General features: G+C 62.5%; 18 protein-coding genes. 5 read left to right on the top strand and 13 right to left on the bottom strand.

Features of this window, described 5'->3' with window-relative positions; translation table 11 throughout:
- The 4 genes from D1Y85_RS10495 to D1Y85_RS10510 form a co-directional block, all read right to left on the bottom strand.
- On the bottom strand, positions 1–936 hold a 936-nt coding region (locus D1Y85_RS10495), incomplete at its 3' end, for an NAD(P)/FAD-dependent oxidoreductase (RefSeq protein WP_148089145.1).
- Between the two features lie 1,362 nt (positions 937–2,298).
- A complete protein-coding gene (locus tag D1Y85_RS10500) occupies positions 2,299–3,288 on the bottom strand; it encodes a zinc-dependent alcohol dehydrogenase family protein (RefSeq protein ID WP_124150978.1) in 990 nt (329 codons plus the stop codon).
- A 41-nt stretch (positions 3,289–3,329) separates the two neighbouring features.
- Positions 3,330–4,445 carry an alkene reductase gene (locus D1Y85_RS10505; RefSeq protein ID WP_124150979.1) on the bottom strand — a complete coding sequence of 372 codons (1,116 nt, stop codon included), beginning with the start codon at positions 4,443–4,445 and terminating at the stop codon, positions 3,330–3,332.
- A gap of 270 nt (positions 4,446–4,715) precedes the next feature.
- Positions 4,716–5,597 (bottom strand): LysR family transcriptional regulator, encoded by an 882-nt coding sequence (locus D1Y85_RS10510; RefSeq protein WP_124150980.1) that lies wholly within the window; start codon positions 5,595–5,597, stop codon positions 4,716–4,718.
- A gap of 142 nt (positions 5,598–5,739) precedes the next feature.
- On the opposite strand from D1Y85_RS10510, the gene D1Y85_RS10515 reads away from it, so the two are divergent.
- From D1Y85_RS10515 to D1Y85_RS10530, 4 genes are all read left to right on the top strand, one after another.
- Entirely contained in the window at positions 5,740–6,492 is a 753-nt protein-coding gene (locus D1Y85_RS10515) for an SDR family NAD(P)-dependent oxidoreductase (protein WP_124150981.1), read from the top strand.
- 45 nt (positions 6,493–6,537) lie between these two features.
- Positions 6,538–6,951, top strand: a complete 414-nt coding sequence (locus D1Y85_RS10520) for a DUF427 domain-containing protein (RefSeq protein WP_124150982.1) — start codon at positions 6,538–6,540, stop codon at positions 6,949–6,951.
- Between the two features lie 226 nt (positions 6,952–7,177).
- A complete protein-coding gene (locus D1Y85_RS10525; protein WP_124150983.1) occupies positions 7,178–8,041 on the top strand; it encodes an alpha/beta fold hydrolase in 864 nt (287 codons plus the stop codon).
- A gap of 45 nt (positions 8,042–8,086) precedes the next feature.
- Positions 8,087–8,833 carry an SDR family NAD(P)-dependent oxidoreductase gene (locus D1Y85_RS10530; protein ID WP_124150984.1) on the top strand — a complete coding sequence of 249 codons (747 nt, stop codon included), beginning with the start codon at positions 8,087–8,089 and terminating at the stop codon, positions 8,831–8,833.
- A gap of 223 nt (positions 8,834–9,056) precedes the next feature.
- Here D1Y85_RS10530 and wrbA read toward each other — a convergent pair whose 3' ends face one another.
- The 4 genes from wrbA to D1Y85_RS10550 all read right to left on the bottom strand — a co-directional run bounded on the left by wrbA (position 9,057) and on the right by D1Y85_RS10550 (position 12,243).
- The gene (gene wrbA, locus D1Y85_RS10535) at positions 9,057–9,659 is read right to left on the bottom strand and encodes an NAD(P)H:quinone oxidoreductase (RefSeq protein ID WP_124150985.1); all 603 of its coding nucleotides are present in this window, start codon (positions 9,657–9,659) and stop codon (positions 9,057–9,059) included.
- A 394-nt stretch (positions 9,660–10,053) separates the two neighbouring features.
- On the bottom strand, positions 10,054–10,794 hold the full coding sequence (locus D1Y85_RS10540; protein ID WP_124150986.1) for an SDR family oxidoreductase: 741 nt from the start codon (positions 10,792–10,794) through the stop codon (positions 10,054–10,056).
- A gap of 43 nt (positions 10,795–10,837) precedes the next feature.
- On the bottom strand, positions 10,838–11,821 hold the full coding sequence (locus D1Y85_RS10545) for an aldo/keto reductase (RefSeq protein ID WP_124150987.1): 984 nt from the start codon (positions 11,819–11,821) through the stop codon (positions 10,838–10,840).
- A gap of 11 nt (positions 11,822–11,832) precedes the next feature.
- Positions 11,833–12,243: a (R)-mandelonitrile lyase gene (locus tag D1Y85_RS10550; RefSeq protein ID WP_124150988.1), complete on the bottom strand. Its 411-nt coding sequence runs from the start codon at positions 12,241–12,243 to the stop codon at positions 11,833–11,835.
- Between the two features lie 100 nt (positions 12,244–12,343).
- On the opposite strand from D1Y85_RS10550, the gene D1Y85_RS10555 reads away from it, so the two are divergent.
- Complete coding sequence (locus D1Y85_RS10555; RefSeq protein ID WP_124150989.1) at positions 12,344–13,258, top strand: LysR family transcriptional regulator; 915 nt, start codon at positions 12,344–12,346, stop codon at positions 13,256–13,258.
- A gap of 103 nt (positions 13,259–13,361) precedes the next feature.
- On the opposite strand, the gene galE is transcribed toward D1Y85_RS10555, so the two are convergent.
- The 5 genes from galE to D1Y85_RS10580 form a co-directional block, all read right to left on the bottom strand.
- Entirely contained in the window at positions 13,362–14,411 is a 1,050-nt protein-coding gene (gene galE / locus D1Y85_RS10560; RefSeq protein ID WP_124150990.1) for a UDP-glucose 4-epimerase GalE, read from the bottom strand.
- Positions 14,412–14,495: 84 nt separating this feature from the next.
- Positions 14,496–15,866, bottom strand: a complete 1,371-nt coding sequence (gene pelG / locus D1Y85_RS10565) for an exopolysaccharide Pel transporter PelG (protein ID WP_124150991.1) — start codon at positions 15,864–15,866, stop codon at positions 14,496–14,498.
- A 10-nt stretch (positions 15,867–15,876) separates the two neighbouring features.
- On the bottom strand, positions 15,877–17,445 hold the full coding sequence (pelF, locus tag D1Y85_RS10570; RefSeq protein WP_124150992.1) for a GT4 family glycosyltransferase PelF: 1,569 nt from the start codon (positions 17,443–17,445) through the stop codon (positions 15,877–15,879).
- 11 nt (positions 17,446–17,456) lie between these two features.
- Positions 17,457–18,608 carry a tetratricopeptide repeat protein gene (locus tag D1Y85_RS10575; protein ID WP_124150993.1) on the bottom strand — a complete coding sequence of 384 codons (1,152 nt, stop codon included), beginning with the start codon at positions 18,606–18,608 and terminating at the stop codon, positions 17,457–17,459.
- The gene (locus tag D1Y85_RS10580; protein WP_124150994.1) at positions 18,595–20,067 is read right to left on the bottom strand and encodes a PelD GGDEF domain-containing protein; all 1,473 of its coding nucleotides are present in this window, start codon (positions 20,065–20,067) and stop codon (positions 18,595–18,597) included. The genes D1Y85_RS10575 and D1Y85_RS10580 overlap by 14 nt, the downstream gene beginning before the upstream one ends.

The following is a 20,067-nucleotide window of genomic DNA, read 5'->3' on the forward strand; positions in this document are numbered from 1 at the left end:
GCGCGCACCATAGGAAACGCGCTTGCCGCCTTCGAGGAACTTGCGGATTGCCGGGTGCGTCTTGTAGCGCTGGAATTCCTCGAACGGCGAGAGGTACGGATTCGTATAGGCGAGACCGACGACGAAACCGACCATCACCTGGTTGTTGTCGATGTGATAGAGAAACGAGCCGCCGTAGGTGTCCGATTCCAGCGGCCAGCCGGCCGTGTGGACCACGAGGCCCGGCTGGTGCTTGGCCGGATCGATTTCCCAGAGTTCCTTGATGCCGATGCCGTAGACCTGCGGGTCCGAATCCTTGCCGAGCTTGAGCTTTTCGTTGAGCTGCCGGCCCAGATGTCCGCGGCAGCCTTCGCAGAACAGCGTGTACTTCGCATGCAGTTCCATGCCGAGCTGGAAATTCTCGGTCGGCTCGCCGTCGCGGCCGATGCCCATGTTGCCGGTGGCGACGCCCTTGACCGAGCCGTCGTCGTTATAGAGCACCTCGGCGGCCGGGAAGCCCGGGAAAATCTCCACGCCCAGCGCCTCGGCCTGCTGGCCCAGCCAGCGGGTGACGTTCGCGAGGCTGATGACGTAGTTGCCGTGGTTCTTGAAGTTCTCCGGCAGCGCCCAGTTGGGCACCGATTTCGCCCCGGTTTCCGAAAGGAAAAGGAACTTGTCTTCGGTGACGGGCACGGTGAGCGGCGCGCCCTGTTCCTTCCAGTCGGGGATCAATTCATTGAGCGCGCGCGGGTCCATGACCGCACCCGAGAGGATATGCGCCCCGATTTCCGAGCCTTTTTCGAGGACGCAGACACCGATCTCGACGCCTTTTTCCTGAGCCAGCTGCTTCAGGCGGATCGCCGCCGACAGGCCCGCCGGGCCGCCGCCTACGATCACCACGTCGTATTCCATCGAGTCGCGCGGGCCGTATTGTTCGATCAGGCTTGTTTCGGTCAGCATGCCATCCTTTGTAACTGCATGTCCTCGACAGGGGTGATATGGCACATGGTGCGCCATCCCTGTGGGCAATCGTCGAGTGGGGAGCGCCATGACACCGGACGATCAGGGTCCAGCACGGCGACAGGTAAGACGGATCGTAGCCACGATCGGCGTGAATCCCGATGGCTAAACCGGACCATCTAGTGACAATTCCGGCCACGCGATGAGGACCTGGTTACCTGGGGAGGGTCACGGACGGAGGCGGATGAATCCGGGGCGTTGCCCGGAGACGATGAGGCGAAGATTCTGGTCGATGATTTAATTCGCGTGCGCCGGCGCCCCGACGAGGCGCCCGGGGGCTGCACGCCAGTCGATGCCGGCAAGCGACGTGAGACGAATCACCCGCTCGCCGCTGAGAACCACGAGCGTCGGGAAGATGCGGAGCGGTATCGCCAGATGCGCCGTGGTTCCTTCGCTGCGGCGCACGTTCAGTGATCGACCCTATAGGCCATATCCGTCCACGACACCAGCAATCGTCGATGCTGGTATCGACGCCGCCCGCAACGGGGTCAGCGAATGATCCGCTTCGCTAAAGCACAGCACACGTCCAAACTAACCGGTAGCGCCCGCGCCGTGGATGTCGTCGTCCTCGTAGCACATCGCGCAATTGAGGGCGCGCTTTGACGCCGTTGCAGTCCCTCTGCGCCCTGGCGCGCCATAGTCCAGATCGGCTCGCTTCTTTTTGCCTCTCGTGCGGCGAATGACGTTTATTGCCTTCTCAAGAATGCTGTGTGTCGGCATGTGCGCCTCGTCATCGAAAACTTAGACGGCTCTGTCTTCCATAACCAGTTTTTCGGCACGCTGACAACAAACTTTAGGGCGATCACACGAGAGCACGAGGCCAAAGTAATACCGCATTAAATCGATTAATCCGGCGGCAACTCTGACGCTGCCAACGCACCCTGCCCAGGAGGGCGAGGTTCCGCATCACGACAACGTGCCGCGCGACAGCCTGCCGTATTTCTACTCCCGGGAAAAGGCAGTAGAGTCGTTCTTAAGCGGCCTGCAACACCTTCTGGAAGCCGCCCAGTACGTCTTCTCTCCGGAAGACGTGTCTAGCAGCTCAGGCTGCTGAAATTCTCCTTGGAGGGCTGCCGCTGAATATTGACTCTGACCAACGCTCTGTAAGCCGCTCGCGTGGCTTCAGTAAGGGCCAGCGAGCACCCCGCAAGACTGTTTTTGAACAGTCCTGTTAGACACATCTAACGTGTCTTGTATGAAATGCGCCGGTACGCAATGTCCGGCGCTTTCTTTTTCTGGACTCAAACCTTCACCTGGTCATGCCGGAAGAGCATGGCCGCGCCAATTTGCGCTGAACATTTAAACCGTTACCACGATCTTTCCGAACTGCCCATTGGTTTCAAGGTAGCGGTGCACCTCAACCATCTCATCGAACGCAAACGTACGGTCGATGATCGGCTTGAGCGCACCACTTTCGAGCCCGTTTCGCACAAACTCCACGGCGGCCTTCCGGCGTGCCGGGTCACCGCTCGTCAGCCAGATGTTGTGCGCCTTCACTGAAATCATTTTGGCGATCATCTCCAGCACGGGCAGCGTCGTCGCGCGCTCGTCGAGCGCGCCGTAGAGATACGCGATGCCCTGGAAAGACAGCGCCGAGATCAGTTTCGCAAAGTTAGGACCACCAACTGGATCGAAAACAACGCGTGCACCTTTTCCACCGCTTATGCGCATGATCTCGTCGACAAGATCCGCCTCGTCCGTCACGATAACGTGCGCTGCACCTGCATCGAGCAATTGCTGCCTCTTGTCAGCGCGACGCGTGACCGCGATCGACGTCGCCCCGGCAAAATTCGCAATCTGTATCGCGGCCAGCCCCACACTGCTCGACGCGGCCGGCACGACGACGAAATCGCCATGGGTGACCTTTGCATCCTCGATCAGCGCGCCGTACGCGGTGACGAACATCATCCACACCGAAGCGGCCTCGGCGAACGACAGTGATTCCGGATGGCGGGTGACCGCGTATTCCGGCACCACGATGACTTCGCCGTAAGTGAAGTACTGATTCATCGAGAACGACGGAATCACGTTCACCTCGTCGCCTGGCGCGAAGCTGGTGACATCCGCGCCCACGGCATCGACAATGCCCGCCGCCTCGTACCCCAACCCGGCCGGAAAATTAACGGGCTCGATGTACTGGTCATTGCGCCACATCGATTCCGCACGATTGATGCCGATAGCCTTGACCTTGATGCGGACTTCACCGGACATCGGGGAGCGTGCCGGTTCGTCCACGAACTTGAGCACTTCCGGGCCACCTGCATTTGCGAATTTGACTGTTCGAGTCATGACGTTCTCCTGGATCGATTGATCGTTGAGCACTACGCGAATTACACGGTCGTTTCGGGTTGCTGCGCCGGCTGATAAGCGGGGAAATCCGTATAGTGCTTTTCGTCACCGCCCCAGAAAGCCGCGCGGACATAGGGCGTCAGCGGCAGTTTGTGCTGGAGCCGAAAAGGCAGGTCGGGGTTCGACGAAAAGTGCCGGCCGAACGCCACCAGATCCGCATCACCGGACTCAATGATGGCTTCCGCGCTTTCGCCATCGAAGCCGCCGGCCACGATGATCGGCCCGGAGAAGTGTTCGCGAAGGTATTTCGCTGCGACCGGCGCGTGCCCTTCATGAAGCGTGTCGTCACCTTTGATGCGCGGTTCGATCACGTGCAGATAAGCGATCTTGTACTCGTCGAGCACGCGGGCGACATAGCTGAATGTCGCTTCCGGGTTGGCGTCGGAGATGGCGCCCCACTCTCCCGATGGCGAGATGCGCACGCCCACGCGGTCCGCACCCCACACTGAAATCAGCGCTTCAACCGCTTCGCGCAGGAACCGGACGCGGTTTTCGATCGGGCCGCCGTAAGCGTCCGTGCGCTTGTTGGTGCCGTCCTGGATGAACTGGTCGACGAGATACCCGTTCGCGCCGTGCAACTCGACGCCATCGAATCCGGCATCCAAAGCGCGTTGCGCCGCGACGCGGAATTCCTCGATGACGCCGGGAATTTCTTCGATCCCGAGCGCGCGATGGGGCGAGACCGGCACGAAGCCGTCCTTGGTGAGCGCAACGCCTTCGAATGGCACGACCGATGGGGCGACCGGCGCGACGCCACCCGTCATTTCGACGTGGCTTTGACGTCCTCCGTGGATCAGTTGCATGAAGACCCGGCCTCCCCTGGCGTGAACCGCGTTGGCGATCGCCTTCCAGCCTTCGACCTGGCCGTCGTGATAGAAGCTTGCCGCGCCGAGATACGAGCGGGCGGCAATGGAAATGCTGACGCCTTCGACGATTTCGAGGCCGCCGGCGGACGCGCGCTGACCGTAGAAGTCGGCCATCATCGGGCTCGGAATATCGCCCGGCTGGATTGTGCGCAGGCGGGTCATCGGTGCGAGAACGACGCGATGCGAAAGCGCATATGCGCCAACCTTTTTCGGGGTGAACAAGTGTGCCATGGTTTTTCCTTGAGAGTTGCGGAGGTAGCGACGCGCAATTCGTGAGGATCGACTCCAGGCATGGGGGACACGAAACACCCCACGGTCGTTGGAGGAGACTATTCGTCGCGACGCCGTCTGATGGGCAATCTAGCGATTCGCGGCGGAAAGTTGAAAGACCTTCCAGGCTGGGATGCATGCCTGTGAGGCATGACTGAGGCGCGATGCCGGCCAGCAAGGGCTAGCGGCACACCGGACATCGGGTGGAGGCGAACGGTTTGACGCGAGACTTTATTTCCGGATCTGGTCGATGCGCGAGAGAAAGAGCTCAAGCGTTGGCGAGCGATTGGTCCGGTTATAGCCGACCACCAGTTCGATCGTCGGCGCTTCGCCCTTGAGGGGGCGGCTCGTCACCGACCAGGGCAGGAAGTTTTCCGCGTAAGCCGGCAACAACGCAACGCCTCTCGTCGACGCGATCAACGACAACGCCATTGTCAGGTTGTGGACGCGGTAGGCGGGTTCGATGTCGAGATCGTTCTGGGCAAGGTACATTTCGATGGCCCGGCGCATCGGCCCGGCGACATCCGATCCGCCGATGAAAATCTCGTTGGCCAGTTCGCGAACGTCCACCTTCTTGTGCGCCGTGAGCGGATGGTCGCTCGGCATGACGACGACGAACGGCTCGCGCGCGACCGTGATGTACTCCAGGTCCGGACGATTGGGCTCGGCCCGCATGAATGCGATGTCGAGCCTTCCGGTCGCGAGCCCCTCCGCGAGATCCGGGGAGAGCTCGCTCGATACGGCCATTTCAATACTCTGCAGATCGCTCGCGAGCACGCGGCTCGCTTCGGCAAGCCACATCACTTCCTCGCCGCTCAAAAAGCCCACGGCGAAAACGGGTTTGAACGGCCGTGCTGCCCGGCGCGCGGCGTCGCGCGCAGCGTCGACCTGCGCCAGAGCGAGGCGCGCATGATCGAGGAATGCCCGGCCGGCATGCGTCAACTCTATACCGCGGGCACTTCGCACCAGCAACTGGGCACCGACCTGGTATTCGAGATCGCGGATCTGCCGGCTCAGCGAAGGCTGGGACGTATGCAGCCGTCTTTTTGCCGCGACCGTCAAACTGCCCTCTTCCGCTACCGCGATGAAATAACGCAAGTGTCGCAGTTCCATGTTTTCGATCATGCCTCGGAAGTATGGAGCCCAGCTTATAAAGTATTTTTCGCGCCGGCAAGCAAAGACTACCTTTCCATTCGATCGGCGATGCGCGAATCGCGCACTGACCATCGTCCGACACAAGCCGGAAGGAGGTGCGATGAATACACTCGCCGGAAAGACGGCAATCGTGACAGGCGCTTCGCGCGGTAGCGGCCGCGCTGCGGCGCTGGCGCTCGCGAAAGCGGGTGCGCAAGTCATCGTTCACTATCGTCACAGCGCAAATGAGGCTCAGGCGGTGGTCGCCGAGATCCGGGGAATCGGCAGCCGGTCCGATGCGATTGCGGCAGACCTTTCGTCGCCCGACGGTCCGCACCGGCTCGCCCGACGCGTTCGCGGGATCGTGGGTGACCGTCTCGACATTCTCGTTGCAAACGCTGGAATTCAAACCCACGCAGCCGCCGGTGACACGTCCATCGAGGATTTCACCCGACAGTTCGCGCTCAACGTCCGTGCGCCGTATTTCCTCGTCCAGCAGTTACTTCCGATCATCTGCAAAGGCAGTAGCGTCGTGTTTCAGCTGCCCTTCGTCGCACACGCCGCCGCCACGCGCGGCGCGAGCGACGCGGCTATCGGCGGCGCCGTGCAAACGATGACGAGACACCTTGCCCTCGCACTTGGCGAGCGCGGCGTCCGTGTCAATGCACTCTTGATAGCGCCGGCGATGGGCCAACCGGCGAATGCGGGGCGAACCGTGCCGGAAGGTCTTGGCACTGCCGTCACGTTCCTCGCATCGGACGCTGCGCGCTGGATCACCGGGGAAATCGTTCAGATCAATGACAGTGCCGAACTGTCCCGCGAACAGGCCTGTCTGGCGCCTTGCATTCCGACTGTCGCCACCACAACCAATTGACCGCTTCGTTCACTCACTTTCACCCTTCGTTTAAGGAGCACGCTCATGTCCTGCCAGGACCTCACCAACGACAAACCCGTCAAGATTCCGAACCCCGACCATCCCATCACAATCGAACGCAATTCCTCGCGCGTCGTGGTCACGGTGGGCGGCATCGTCATCGCCGATACGCACGATGCGTTGACGTTGCGCGAAGCTCGCTATCCGGCCGTGTTCTACATTCCGCAGACGGACGTAGACATGACCCGGCTTGAGCGTACCGACCACACGACCTACTGCCCGTACAAGGGGGATTGCGCGTATTTCTCCATCCCGTCCGCTGGAGATCGCGGCACGAACGCCGTGTGGATGTATGAAAGCCCGTATGCAGCCGTCGAACCGATCCGGGGCTATCTCGCGTTTTATCCGGAGCGTGTGGATGCAATTGCGGAACTGCAGGGGACTCGAGTGAAACGCTAGCCCTCCTTTCATGGCGGTCGACCGCTTGCCGGTCGGCGTACAAACCATCACGCGCTCACCGCCATGCATTCCAGGCATGCGCCGGTGCCTCGAAAGTCCTGTATCCCGAGGTTCGCAGCGCCTACATTTAGATCCAGCAGGCAACGCGCTGACGCAACTTCCAGACGCAACGGCAATACGAGTTTCAGCCCGAATTACGTTTCTTTCTATTCAGAGGATTCCAGCCATGAACCACGATACCCACCAGACCGCCCCCACGAACTACGTCGAAGCGAACGGCATCCGCTTTGCGTACCGCCGCTTCGGCAACCCGCAAGGCGTGCCGCTCGTGATGAACATCCACTTCACCGGCACGATGGATCACTGGGATCCGGCCGTCACCGACGGACTCGCGCAAAACCGTGAAGTGATCCTCTTCAATAACGCCGGGATCTCCAGCAGTTCGGGCACCGTTCCGGAATCGATCGAGGAAATGGCGGCCAACGCGGCCGCGTTCATCGACGCACTGCGGCTGAAGCAGGTCGACGTGCTCGGCTTTTCGATGGGCGGTCTCATCGCGCAGGAACTCGCGATTGCGCGGCCTCAACTCGTGCGCCGGCTGATTCTCGTCGGTACGGGTCCGCGTTCCGGCGAAGGCATGGCGTCGCTGACGCCCGAGGCGCAGGACATTTTCGGCGCGAGCTACGACGAGCCCGACCATCTCTGGCTGCGCGTGCACTTCGCACCCTCCGCGACGAGCCAGGCCGCGGGACGCGCGTTCCTGGAACGGTTCCGCTTGCGCCAGGAAAACCGCGATCCCGCAGCGAACGACCAGGTCGCCCCCGCGCAACTGGCCGCGCTCGCCAAGTGGGGCGCGCAGCGCGAGAACCCCTATGCCTATCTGGAGGCGATTGGCCAGCCGACGCTCGTAATCAACGGCGACAACGACGTGATCATTTATTCGATCAACTCGTGGATTTTGCAACAACACATCCCTGACGCTCAGCTGATCCTCTATCCCGATGCGAATCACGGCTCGCTGTATCAGTACCCCGAACGCTTCGTCACGCACGTGGATCAGTTCCTTTCCGAAGTCACAGCACGCAGCTGAGCCCAATCGAAACCGCTCACCCAACATCATTTCAGGAGTTTCATCATGACCGATCTGAACGGAAAAACCGCGCTGGTCACGGGCGCATCGCGCGGAATCGGCCGCGCCATCGCGCTCGCACTCGCCAAGGCCGGCGCGAGGGTACTGGTTCATTTCGGCAGTGCCGGGAACGCCGCGGACGAAGTGGTTGCGGCGATTCGCGCTGCGGGTGGCCGCGCCGACAAGGTGGCGGCAGACTTGCGTGCCCCGCACGGTCCCCACGAACTCGCAAAGCAGGTTCGCGAATTCGTCGGAGACCGGCTGGACATTCTCGTGGCCAACGCCGGCATCTCGAAGGCGGCCAGCATCGAAGAGACGACGGTCGAAGACTTCGACAACCTCTTCGCCGTGAACGTGCGTGCGCCCTATTTCCTCGTGCAGCAGTTGCTTCCGGTGCTCGGCGAGAACAGCAGTGTGGTTCTGCTCTCGTCACTCGCGGCGCGCGCGTCGGTCAATAACCTGTCGGCCTACGCGGCGACAAAAGGCGCGATCGACACGCTCGTGCGGCATTTCGCGTCAACGCTTGGTGAGCGCGGCATACGCGTCAATGCGATCGCGCCGGGCATCGTCGAAACCGATATGTCGAACTTCGCCAAAACCGATGCGGGTCGAAACTTCGCCCTTGGCATGCAGGCACTCAAACGCGTCGCGCAACCTGAGGACATCGCCGGAGCCGCGGTGTTCCTCGCGTCAGACGACGCGCGTTGGGTGACGGGCGACACGCTGCGCGTCGACGGCGGCTCGAGACTTTGAGCGCCGGGATGCGCGCCAATTCCATGACAGTTAGATTGTGCGTCCGATATGCTTCCTTTAACGGTCATTGAAAAACGCATCGTCCGGAACCGCTTCGGGTCGAAGGGAGCCCTTCCCCGGAATTTCTCGATGAACCCCAAAAAAGCGGCCGGCCCAGGCACCAGCCGCTCCGCGAAGTCCTGTCGCAATGGTGCCTGATGACTGGCTTTCTTCGCACGTGCGATCAGGACGCCAGCTTCGCAGCCAGTTCGGCGACGTGTTTGCCCTGATACCGCGCGATGTCCAACTCGTTGGCGCTCGGTTGTCGACTGCCGTCGGCACCCGCCAGCGTCGTCGCACCGTACGGCGAGCCGCCGGTAATTTCATCCATCTTCGTCAGGCCGGCACAGGCGTACGGCACACCAACGATCACCATGCCTTGATGAAGAAGCGTCGAATGGAACGACGTGATGGTCGTCTCCTGGCCCCCGTGCTGTGTCCCCGTGGATGCGAAAACGCTGCCGATCTTGCCCACCAGTGCGCCCTTCATCCACAAACCACCGGTCTGGTCGAGGAAATTGCGCATCTGCGCGGCCATGTTGCCGAATCGTGTGGGTGTTCCGAAAATGATGGCGTCGTACTGCGGGAGTTCGTCGACCGTCGCGACCGGCGCAGCTTGATCCAGCTTGATTCCGGCCCCCTTCGCGATGTCGACGGGAATCGTCTCGGGCACGCGCTTGAGCGTCACCTCTGCACCGGCGACCGATCGCGCACCCTCGGCGACAGCGTTTGCCATCGTTTCGATGTGTCCATAGGACGAGTAGTACAGCACCAGAATTTTGGCCATTTCGCTTCTCCGTGTTGGGTTGATGAGCTAAAGGTCCACTCGGCACTTCCGTCCCGATCATGGCGTTGTCTTGCGCGATGCGTGATGAAAAAAATTCGGACCGGTACGCCAGCGAAAACCGGCGTACCTATGTTACCCGTTGCTCGCCGGGCGGCCTGCGCTCCGTGCTCATTCTGGTCGCCGGAAGCCGACCCCATCGTCACGTGCGCGCGCCGCGGTGGGTCCACTCGGCATGACGGCACCGTCACGTTGTCGTGTTGACGACGCAGTGATGATGGAGCGCACCGCTCGTTCAGATGATTGGCCGCTGAGAACCAGGAGCGTCGGGAAGATGCGGAGCGGTGTCGCTAGATGCGCACCTGGTTCTTTCGCAATTGCGCACGTTCAGTGCGCTTCAGAGTTCCTGAGCCGTTGGCCGGAACAGGATTTCGTTCACATCCACGTCCTCGGGCTGCTGGATCGCGAAGGCGACCATGCGGGCGAAGCTGTCGGCGGGGATCGCGAACTTCTCGTAGAAGTCGGCGACGCCTGCGGCCACGTCCGCTTCGGTAATGCTCTGCGGCAGTTCCGATTGCACCGCGCCCGGCGAAATGATCGTCGTGCGGATGTTGTGAGGTTTCACCTCCTGGCGCAGGCCTTCTGAAAGTACGCGCACGGCGGTCTTCGTCGCGCAATACACTGCGTTGTTCTTGCCGACCTTATGGCCCGCCACCGACGACACGTTGATGATGTGGCCGCTCTTCTGACGCGTCATGTGAGGAAGTGCAGCGGCGATGCCGTACAGCACGCCCTTGATGTTCACGTCGATCATTCGATCCCAGTCCTCGATCTTTCCGCGCTCCAGAGGCGAGTGCGGCATCAGGCCTGCGTTGTTGATGATCACGTCGATGCGGCCGTATTTCGCAACGGCGCCATCGACTAGCGCTTTGACCTGTTGGGCATCGGTGACGTCCGTCTCGACTGCCGCGTCTTCGGGAAGCTTCAGTTCGGCGGCGAGAGCCTTGAGGCGGTCGACGCGGCGAGCGCCAAGTACGAGCTTCGCGCCATCCGCCGCGAGCCGCCGCACAGCGGCCTCACCAAGCCCGCTGCTCGCGCCGGTGATGACGATAACCTTACCTGCGATGTTTTCTGACATGATGTCCTTCCTGGTGCGTGCTGCCGCGTTGGGTGGAGACGGGTCACCTGCCGACGCGTGCCTGCAGATGAGCGGGATATCGCTCGCCTTGCACGCGGATGTGCGAAAGCTGCGCATCGATGTCGCCCAGATTGGCGGGCGTCAATTCGATAGCAGCACCGCCGACGTTTTCCTTCAGTCGATGCAGCTTCGTCGTGCCCGGAATCGGCGCGATCCACGGCTTTTGCGCGAGCAGCCATGCGAGCGCGACTTGCGCCGGCGTCGCGTTCAGACTCGCGGCGATCTGCTTGAGCACGTCGACCAGCGCCTGATTGGCCTTGCGGTTGTCTTCAGAGAAACGCGGCACGATATTGCGGAAGTCGGATTTGTCGAAGCCGGTTTTGGCGTCGATTGCACCAGTCAGGAAGCCCTTGCCGAGCGGGCTGAACGGCACAAAGCCGATGCCGAGTTCTTCGAGCAAGGGCAAGATCGCTTTTTCCGGTTCGCGCCACCACAGCGAATATTCGCTCTGCAGCGCCGCGACCGGTTGCACGGCGTGCGCACGGCGGATGGACTCGACGCCCGCTTCCGACATGCCGAAATGCTTGACCTTGCCCTCTTGAATCAGGTCTTTGACTGCGCCGGCAACATCTTCCATCGGCACGTCAGGATCGACACGATGCTGATAGAGCAGGTCGATGCGATCCGTGCGCAGCCGTTTGAGCGCCGCGTTCGTCACCGCGCGAATATTGTCCGGCTTGCTATTGACGCCCTTCTGAACGTCACCGCCTTCGAAGCCGAACTTGGTCGCGATCACAACCTGATCGCGAAACGGCGCAAGCGCCTCGCCGAGCAGTTCTTCATTCGCACCCTGCGCATAGGCTTCGGCGGTATCGAAAAAGGTCACGCCCTGGTCGAACGCGGACCGGATGAGTGTGATCGCGTCGGCCTTCTCCGTTGCAGGCCCATAGCCATAGCTCAGCCCCATGCAGCCGAGCCCGACCGCGGAGACTTCAAGACCGCTCTTTCCAAGCATACGTTTTTGCATTTCCCGACTCCTTAGCTTGCGGTTACGCGCGCTTGATACTGCGCGTCCGTGACCTTCTCCATCCAGTCGACCGGACTGCCGTTCTGCTTTTCAGCAATGGCGATATGCGTCATCGCCGTGGTGGCGGTCGCACCGTGCCAGTGCTTCTCCCCGGGGGCGATCCAGACGATGTCGCCGGACCGGATTTCCTCGACCGGTCCGCCATCGCGCTGGACCCAGCCGCGGCCTGCGGTCACGATCAGCGTCTGACCGAGCGGATGCGTGTGCCACGCGGTCCGTGCGCCCGGTTCGAATGTCACGGTTGCACCGCCGATCCGGGCGGGCTCCTCGCCGGCAAATGGCGCGTCGATCCTGACCGTCCCTGAGAAGTAGTCGGTTGGCCCTGTCACGGACGGCTGCGAACCGCATCGGGTGATCTGCATGATTGGTCCTTCCAGTAGTTGCCTCGCCGCTCAATGTAGCAACGCGTCTTCATGCGATAAAGAGCTAAAATGCGCATGAAGCTAGAAGGTGGGCTTATAAATGGCGCGTTCCGATCTCTCCGATATCACTGCATTTCTGTCCGTCGCACGCGAGGGCAGCTTCACCCGGGCGGCCGCGAAACTCGGCGTTTCCCAGTCTGCGCTCAGTCAGACGGTGCGTAACCTGGAAGCGCGGCTCGGACTTCGCCTTTTGACGCGGACAACGCGCAAACTCTCGCCGACTGAAGCGGGCGAACGGCTGATCCAGTCGGTCGGCCCCCGGCTAGACGAAATTGAGGCCGAACTGAGTGCGCTCACCGCTTTGCGGGAGACGCCGGCGGGCACGGTGCGCATTGCCGCGGGAGAGCACGCGGCCGAAATGCTTCTGTGGCCCGTCATCGAAAGGCTCCTGCCCGACTATCCGGACATCACGATCGAAATCGTCATCGACAACGGACTCACGGACATCGTCGAACAACGGCTCGATGCCGGCGTGCGGCTTGGCGAGCAGGTCGCCAAGGATATGGTTGCCGTTCGGATCAGCCCCGACGTGCGTATGGCGGTCGTCGGCACGCCCGGTTATTTCGCCACGCATCCAAAGCCGAAGACGCCGCGAGACCTGACGATGCATAACTGCGTCAACATCCGGCTGCCAACGGCCGGTGGCATTTACGCGTGGGAGTTCAAGAAGGGCGGACGCGAGTTGAACGTGCGCGTCGAGGGGCAACTTGTTTTCAATTCCGCGACGTTGGCGGTGAAAGCCGCGCTCGCTGGCGTCGGTCTCGCCTTCGTTCCCGAGCAACGGGTTTTATCGCAGCTCGAGAGCGGGCAGCTGGTGCGGGTGCTGTCCGACTGGTGCCCATCGTTTTCCGGGTTTCACCTTTATTACCCCAGCCGCCGCCAGCCGACTCCTGCGTTCGTCGTCGTCGCTAATGCATTGCGTCAAGGGATTCAGGTTCCTTCAGCACCCCGATAATTTGCGCTTCGCTGAATTGCGACTTCTTGGTGACAAGGTTTCTTCTGTGCAGGTGCGCTAGAAAGATCCGTGACGTGTCGATCCTCCCACCTTAAGTCGCTCGCTATTTAAATCCTCCCGGATTCTTTTCCTGCCAGCGCCAGTGATCGACGCACATGCGCTCGATGCCGTATTGCGCTTTCCAGCCAATGAGCGACTGCGCCGCGGCTGGATTGGCGTAGCACTCGCCGACGTCGCCGGGACGGCGGGCCACGATTTCATAGGGGACAGGTCGTCCGGAAGCCTGTTCGAATGCCTTCACGATTTCCAGCACGCTGTAGCCGCGCCCCGTACCCAGATTCACGGTAAAACCCTCGTCACGGGAAACCAGCGCGTCGAGCGCCTTCAGGTGTCCACGTGCCAGATCGACCACGTGAATGTAATCGCGCACGCCCGTGCCGTCCGGCGTGGGGTAATCGCCGCCGAACACGCGCAGTTGCTTCAGCTTGCCCACCGCGACCTGAGCGACGAAAGGCATGAGATTGTTCGGAATGCCAATCGGATCTTCGCCGATCAGTCCGCTTTCGTGCGCGCCCACAGGATTGAAATAGCGCAGTACTGCGATGCGCCACGAAGGGTCGCCAATCACAACGTCGCGCAGGATCTGCTCGGAAATCAGCTTGGACTGGCCGTACGGGTTGGTTGCGGAGAGGGGGAAGCTTTCGTCGATGGGCGAATGATCCGGCGTGCCGTACACCGTTGCCGACGAGCTAAACACGAAATGCCGGCATCCGTACTGCCGCATCACATCCAGCACGGCGAGCAGACCGCCGAGGTTGTTGCGGTAGTACTCGATCGGCATGGCCACCGATTGGCCCACGGACTTGAGCGCCGCGAAGTGGATCACGCCCGCGATCTTGTGCGCCTCGAAGATGCGGGCGAGCGCCTGATCGTCGCGCACATCGGCCTCGTAGAAGGCCAACTGCTTGCCGGTGATCTGCTGGACGCGTGCGAGCGATTCCTGGCGGCTGTTGGTGAGATTGTCGACGACGACCACGTCGACGCCGGCATTGAGAAGCACCACACACGTATGCGAACCAATGAAGCCTGCGCCACCCGTGACGAGAATCGTGCCCCGGATGTTCGTCGCGGCACTGCTGTCTTCCTGAGTCATCTCAAGTCCCTCCGAAAGTTAAGCCGGTAAGTCCCCGATCAGTATTTCCCGAACCGCAAATCGCGCCACACCGCAGGCACCGGATCACTGCAGCATGAACGTCTCGTACTCGAGCACCTCGAGTTTGCGGTCGAGCAAATAAAGGCTCGCCAACACCACCACGAGCAACGAAGCGGCGAAACCGTAGCCGTACCACGCGGGATTCTGCGCGAGCGTGAACGCGGTGAACACGATGTTGAGCACCACGAACGCGCTGACGCAGCCCGTCACGATCACGCGCCTGTCCAGATAGAAGAAGACGTTCAGCACGCCCATGAAGACGACCTGCAGGCTTGCGGCAATCACGTCGACGTAAAGCAGCGGCAGATATAGCGTCGAAATGCGCAGCCACGACAGGATGGCCGGGCCGGCGGCGAACAGCATCATCGCTGCGATCGTCTGCACCTTGATGATTTCCCACAGCCCGTTGCGCAGCGCCTCGACCATCGCGTTGCGCATCCGCTCGATATGCTGAAGCGAGCCGCCCTCGCGCACCGCGTTGTAGAACGCGTCGTAATACTCGACGAAGTCGGTTTCGATGCGTAGCAGAAACACCGCCATGCCCGGAATGATTGCGAGGTACGCGAGGAATACCGGAATGTCGTAGATGATCGACGCGCGCAGCGGTCCGATCACCTGCTGGCCGGTGCCGGGCGTGTACCAGAACATGAATTTGTCGACCCAGATCCCGAAGTTGTACAGGAAGCCGGTAATCATCAGCAGCGGATACCGATAGCGCTTGTCGAACACCTCGAACGAGATGAAATGATCGCTGCGGTAGTCGCGATAGATCAGCAGCAGAAGCCCCGCCAGCAGCACGGTCTGACCGACCACGAAACCCGTCATCAGACCGTTTAGTCCGTGATGGCTGAGCGCGATCGAGATGCCGGTAGTCAGCGAGTAACCCACCGCGAACGTCACGAGAATCGCCACGTACTGCTTCATGCCGGACAGGAAAATCGTCGCAATCCACACATTCGACACCACGACAAAACCAGCCAGCATCAGAAGCCGGTAGCCGGGTGTCTGTCCGGGAAACAGCAGCCATACGGAGAGACCGCCGAACAGCGTCGCCGCGACGGTCACGACCAGCGCAACCGCATGGAAATTCGGCAGCACGAGTTCGTCGCGCTTTTCGAACAGACGGTCTGACGTGAAGCGCGTATACGCGAGCTGCAACGGCCCGGTCAGCACGAGCGACAGCGCAATGAGCCAGGTCACCGACACCTGGAACTGCGTGATCAACTCGTTCGGTAACACGAGCGGCAAGCTCAGTGCGCCGATCATCAGGATGCCGACGATCGACAGGATCCACGGCCCCGCGCTGATCAGCCCCGCGTACGTGTACGCCTGCATGAGACCGAGCAGCGTGTCGCGGCGAAGCATCTTGCGCAGTTCGAATCCGATTCCGGCCACGTCGTTCTCCCTACTCGCTCGTGCTGGCTGTCGCGGGCTGCGCCGGCGCGCGGTCGGGCAGTGCGATCAGCTTTGTGTACAGATTGCGGTACGAACCGATCATCTGGTCCTGCGTGTAGTAGCGCTCGACCCGCTCGATGCCCGCTCGCTGCGCCGCGTGCCAGTTCTGCTCGTCGAGCAGATCGAGCGCAGCCTGCGCAAGCGCGCGCGGGTCGGCGATCTGAACGACGCGGCCGGCGGCACCGATCGCCGCGTCTTCGCCATCGAGGCCGTAGATCAACTGACGGCACGAGCCGACGTCGGTCGTCACCGAAGGCACACCCGCCGCATAGCCTTCCAGCACGACGAGCGGCAACGCTTCGGAAATCGAACTCAGCACCAGCACGCCGCACTTCGGCAGTAATTCGTCGATCTTCTGGAAGCCAAGGAATTTCACCTTGTCGTGCAGCCCGAGGCTCTCGACGAGCGCATGGCACTCGCCCGCGTACTCCTGGTCTTCTTCCTCGGGACCGGCGATCCACGCCTCTGCCTCGGGCATCGCGCGCACCACAGTCAGCATCGCGCGGATGAAGGTCTTGATGTCCTTGATCGGCACGACGCGGCCGATCAGGCACAGCGTCTTCGGCACACCCGGAGCGCGCTTTTCGCGCAGCGGCGTGAGGCGTCCGAGATTGACTCCATTCGGAATGCTGGACGTTTTTTCCTCTGGTGCACCATCGATTACCTGACGCAGCCGGTTGCCTTCGTAGAGAGCGGTGATGTCGTGCGCCGCCTCGTAGCATACGCGGCCGAGCGTTTCGAAGAAGCGCACCCACAGCTCGCGGAAGTAGCCGACCTGCGACACGTCGCGTTCGAAAATGGTCCGGTTGTCGCGGATCCACTGACTCTGGAACAGGTCGATCTTGCGCTCCTTCGTGTAGATCCCATGCTCCGAAACGAGCAGCGGCCGCCCGCAACGATAGTGTGCAAGCGCGCCGAGAAAACCCGCAAAACCGGTCGATACCGTGTGTATCACGCGCGCCGCGGGCAGCCCTTCGGCAACTCGCGCGAGCTGCCACAACGGCTTGTGCATGATCCGCACCGTCCAGAAGTAATCGACGAACGACGGATCGGTGCAGAACTGCCGGAATTGCGCGCTCACGTAGCGCCACGCCTCCTTCGAATACAGGAACGCGTCTTCAGCCAGCGCGCCGCCGGGGCGCAGATCGTCCAGCATGCCCTTGAGCACCTGACCGGCCTCGGCGCGCTGCGCGGGATCGCGCAGGTGATCGTGCAGTTGCGCCGCGCGCGCGAAAGCGCCGGGGTCGCCATGCTGGGCCGCGATCGCAGGCGGCGGCGGAAACTCGTACAGATAGTGCGCTTCCAGATGCACGACGTTGTCGGGCAGCGCATAGGACATCTTCGGATAGTCCTCCGGCCGGCTGCCGAGAAAGCACAGCGCGAATGTGTATTCCGGAAACGCGCGGATCATCTGGTTGACCCAGCTCGACACGCCACCGCTCACGTACGGGAACGTGCCTTCGAGCAGCAGCAGGATGTCCGCCGATTCGGCTCGCGGGAAGTTGGCTGGGGACGTCATGGCATCGAGGGCTAAAGAGTCGGGGTTTCGCGCGGCGCGTGCCAATAGTCGAGCACCGCCCGCAATGTGGGCAGCGAACCGTGCTGTTCGACTTCGGCGAGCAGCTCACGCACACGCGCATAGTCGCGGCGCTGGTACGCGACCTCAGCGAGATACGGCAGCATCCGCTCGCGCGGAAAACCGCAATCGATCGCACGCTGCAGCATTTCTTCGGCCATGTCGAGGTTGCGCTGGTCCAGCGCGAGCCGGCCGCGCAGTCGCCATAGCGACGCATCGGACGGATCGGCCTCCAGTGCGGCGCTTGCGTACGCGTCGGCCTGCTCGGCCGCATTGCGATACACATCGCCCTTCACGAGTTGCTCGTAGATCAGCTCGCTGTACAGCCCGGCAAGCTCCTTGTTCGCGAGACGCCGCTCGTCGCCGGTCGCGGCCGGCTGCGACTTGCCGTCGAGCCTCGCGCGCTCGGCAAGGATGCGCTGCGTGAGCCCCTTTTCCCGGTTGTCGAGAATGCCGTACGCGAGCAGCCGGATGTCGTCGAGCGGATCGGCCAGCATGCTTTGCAGCAGCGGCGACACCGTGCGCGCGGGCATCGACTGCATCGCGATCAGCGCGGTCATACGGAACGACGTATCGAGGTCCGCGTTCTGCAGCTCCGCCTTCAGCCGTGCACCGCGACCGTACGACACCGTGCCTCTCAGGTTCGGCGCAAACTCCGGCTCGAAGACCTGTTGAATCGGCAGATAACGCTCGCGGCGTGGCAGCTTCGTCCCCACGGCGAGCGCGCAAAGCGTGCAGAGCAGGCCGCCGAACGGCACCGCGAAGTTCATCACCCAAAGATAGCCGAACAGCGGGATGCGCGGCGTGCGGTAGCGCGCCGGCATCAGGCGCGCGCTGCCCCCGGCGATCAGCAGCGCCGCGACGGCCTGCAGCCCGAGGCACGCGAGCACCAGTTGCGTGTTCGTCTTCGCGGCGAGTGCGCCCGATTGCGTGACCAGTTGCCCGGCGAGCACGTTTGCAGACGTATCGGCGGCGCCGTGTGCCGCGAGCACGACGGCGACGATCTGCACGGCGAGGCCCGCCGCTATGGCAATCACCGCAAGCACCGCGAGCGCCGCCGTCAGCAAGCGCCGCGCGCCGCGTCCGGCTTCGTCAGGCGCGGACATCGCACAGCTCCAGCAGACGCCGCAGCGCGGCGACCGGTTCCTCGCCCGGCACGGCGATCGCGTGCTCGGCCACTTGCGCCGACTCGAAATCGACGCCGAAGCGCGCGCGCATGTTCTCCTCGATCCGCATCAGATAGCCGTCGACCGCACCGTCGCCGGAAAGCGGCATCAGCGTCAGCATCGCCAGATGCTGACCGTCGCGGATCGCCCATTGGGCATCGAGCGCGCGCCGCGTGCGCAGCACGTGCTCGAACAGCGCCTCGCTGCGCTCGCCGGCGGGAAAGACCAGCGCGACCAGCGACGACGGCATCCGCGTTTCGCGCACGAGATGCGCGAGCCTCACATAGTCGAGTGCGAACTCGTAGGGACAGTGTGGAAACGTTTGCAGGATCTCCTGCGTAACGGCCGCATGACGCACGCCGTCCGAATAGTGATGGCACAGCACCAGCAGGAACTGCAGGTTGTCGATCGTCAGCGCGAGAAACGGCATGCTGTGCACGACGACGATGCCGACCGGCGTCTTCTGCGTATCGACGAGCGGCACGCACGCGACATACGCCGAGCGTGCCGCCTGCTGCTGCTCGATCGAGCCGACGTGCGTGAGCGTGCCGGTGCTGAGCGCCTCGCGGATCAGCGGATCGTCCGGATCGAGCGGGAACGGCGTGCCGATCGACGCCGCGGGCTGCGCCACCGGCGCATGGCCGCGCCATGCGTACACGCTCGCGCGCTCGAGCTGGCAGGCCTGCGCGGCCGTGTCGAGAAACGCCTGCGCGCCGCGCAGCGGCACGTCGCCCTGAACGACGACCGGCTCCTGCGCCAGCGCAACCTCGCGCAGTTTCAGCAGCGCATCGCGCAGCGTCGCGGGCCGGCTCATCAGGTCCTGTTCGAGCCGCTCGTGCGACAGCCGCAGCATGAACTGATTGCGCGTGAGGATAGAAAGCTGCTCGGCGAGATACTCGTTCGCCGCGCGCCCCTGACGCAGCCGCGTGATCCAGATGTCGCCGAATTGCCCGCACAGCATCGTCAGCACAAAGCCGCCGAAAAAGAAGCCGATCGGGAAGGCCCCTTGAGCAACCGTGGCCACGGAGATATGCAGCCGCCCGACGACTTGCGTCGAGAAGCCGCCCGGATACAGCGCGTACCACGACGCGAGCACGATCATGCCCGCGAACGCGCCGAAGATAGTGCCGTAACGCAGCGCGATCACGATCGGCACGATCCAGATCCACGCGCCGCCGGTGCCGATCAGCAGCGGATCATGCGGGGCGAACGCGGCGCATAGCGCAATCGACGCGAGGGTCGCGACGACCGTTTCCGCGAGCGCCACCGCAACCCGCCGCGCACCGCCGCGCGGCGGCGCAACAAAACGCGCCCAGCGCGGCCCGGCACCCGCGCCTTGCGACGTGCGACGCTTGCGCCCTGCGCGCGATGGCGTCTTGTTCTCTGCCTGCGCGCTCAT

This window comes from Paraburkholderia dinghuensis (assembly GCF_003837865.1).
Classification (GTDB): domain Bacteria; phylum Pseudomonadota; class Gammaproteobacteria; order Burkholderiales; family Burkholderiaceae; genus Paraburkholderia; species Paraburkholderia dinghuensis.

What these genes read in the sequence shown, in the direction of transcription:
- pelF (WP_124150992.1), bottom strand. Translation starts at nt 17,445, where the DNA reads ATGACGTCCCCAGCCAACTTCCCGCGAGCCGAATCGGCGGACATCCTG.
- D1Y85_RS10515 (WP_124150981.1), top strand. Translation starts at nt 5,740, where the DNA reads ATGAATACACTCGCCGGAAAGACGGCAATCGTGACAGGCGCTTCGCGC.
- D1Y85_RS10580 (WP_124150994.1), bottom strand. Translation starts at nt 20,067, where the DNA reads ATGAGCGCGCAGGCAGAGAACAAGACGCCATCGCGCGCAGGGCGCAAG.
- D1Y85_RS10520 (WP_124150982.1), top strand. Translation starts at nt 6,538, where the DNA reads ATGTCCTGCCAGGACCTCACCAACGACAAACCCGTCAAGATTCCGAAC.
- D1Y85_RS10505 (WP_124150979.1), bottom strand. Translation starts at nt 4,445, where the DNA reads ATGGCACACTTGTTCACCCCGAAAAAGGTTGGCGCATATGCGCTTTCG.
- D1Y85_RS10545 (WP_124150987.1), bottom strand. Translation starts at nt 11,821, where the DNA reads ATGCAAAAACGTATGCTTGGAAAGAGCGGTCTTGAAGTCTCCGCGGTC.
- D1Y85_RS10510 (WP_124150980.1), bottom strand. Translation starts at nt 5,597, where the DNA reads ATGGAACTGCGACACTTGCGTTATTTCATCGCGGTAGCGGAAGAGGGC.
- D1Y85_RS10550 (WP_124150988.1), bottom strand. Translation starts at nt 12,243, where the DNA reads ATGCAGATCACCCGATGCGGTTCGCAGCCGTCCGTGACAGGGCCAACC.
- D1Y85_RS10540 (WP_124150986.1), bottom strand. Translation starts at nt 10,794, where the DNA reads ATGTCAGAAAACATCGCAGGTAAGGTTATCGTCATCACCGGCGCGAGC.
- wrbA (WP_124150985.1), bottom strand. Translation starts at nt 9,659, where the DNA reads ATGGCCAAAATTCTGGTGCTGTACTACTCGTCCTATGGACACATCGAA.
- D1Y85_RS10525 (WP_124150983.1), top strand. Translation starts at nt 7,178, where the DNA reads ATGAACCACGATACCCACCAGACCGCCCCCACGAACTACGTCGAAGCG.
- galE (WP_124150990.1), bottom strand. Translation starts at nt 14,411, where the DNA reads ATGACTCAGGAAGACAGCAGTGCCGCGACGAACATCCGGGGCACGATT.
- D1Y85_RS10500 (WP_124150978.1), bottom strand. Translation starts at nt 3,288, where the DNA reads ATGACTCGAACAGTCAAATTCGCAAATGCAGGTGGCCCGGAAGTGCTC.
- D1Y85_RS10530 (WP_124150984.1), top strand. Translation starts at nt 8,087, where the DNA reads ATGACCGATCTGAACGGAAAAACCGCGCTGGTCACGGGCGCATCGCGC.
- D1Y85_RS10555 (WP_124150989.1), top strand. Translation starts at nt 12,344, where the DNA reads ATGGCGCGTTCCGATCTCTCCGATATCACTGCATTTCTGTCCGTCGCA.
- D1Y85_RS10575 (WP_124150993.1), bottom strand. Translation starts at nt 18,608, where the DNA reads ATGTCCGCGCCTGACGAAGCCGGACGCGGCGCGCGGCGCTTGCTGACG.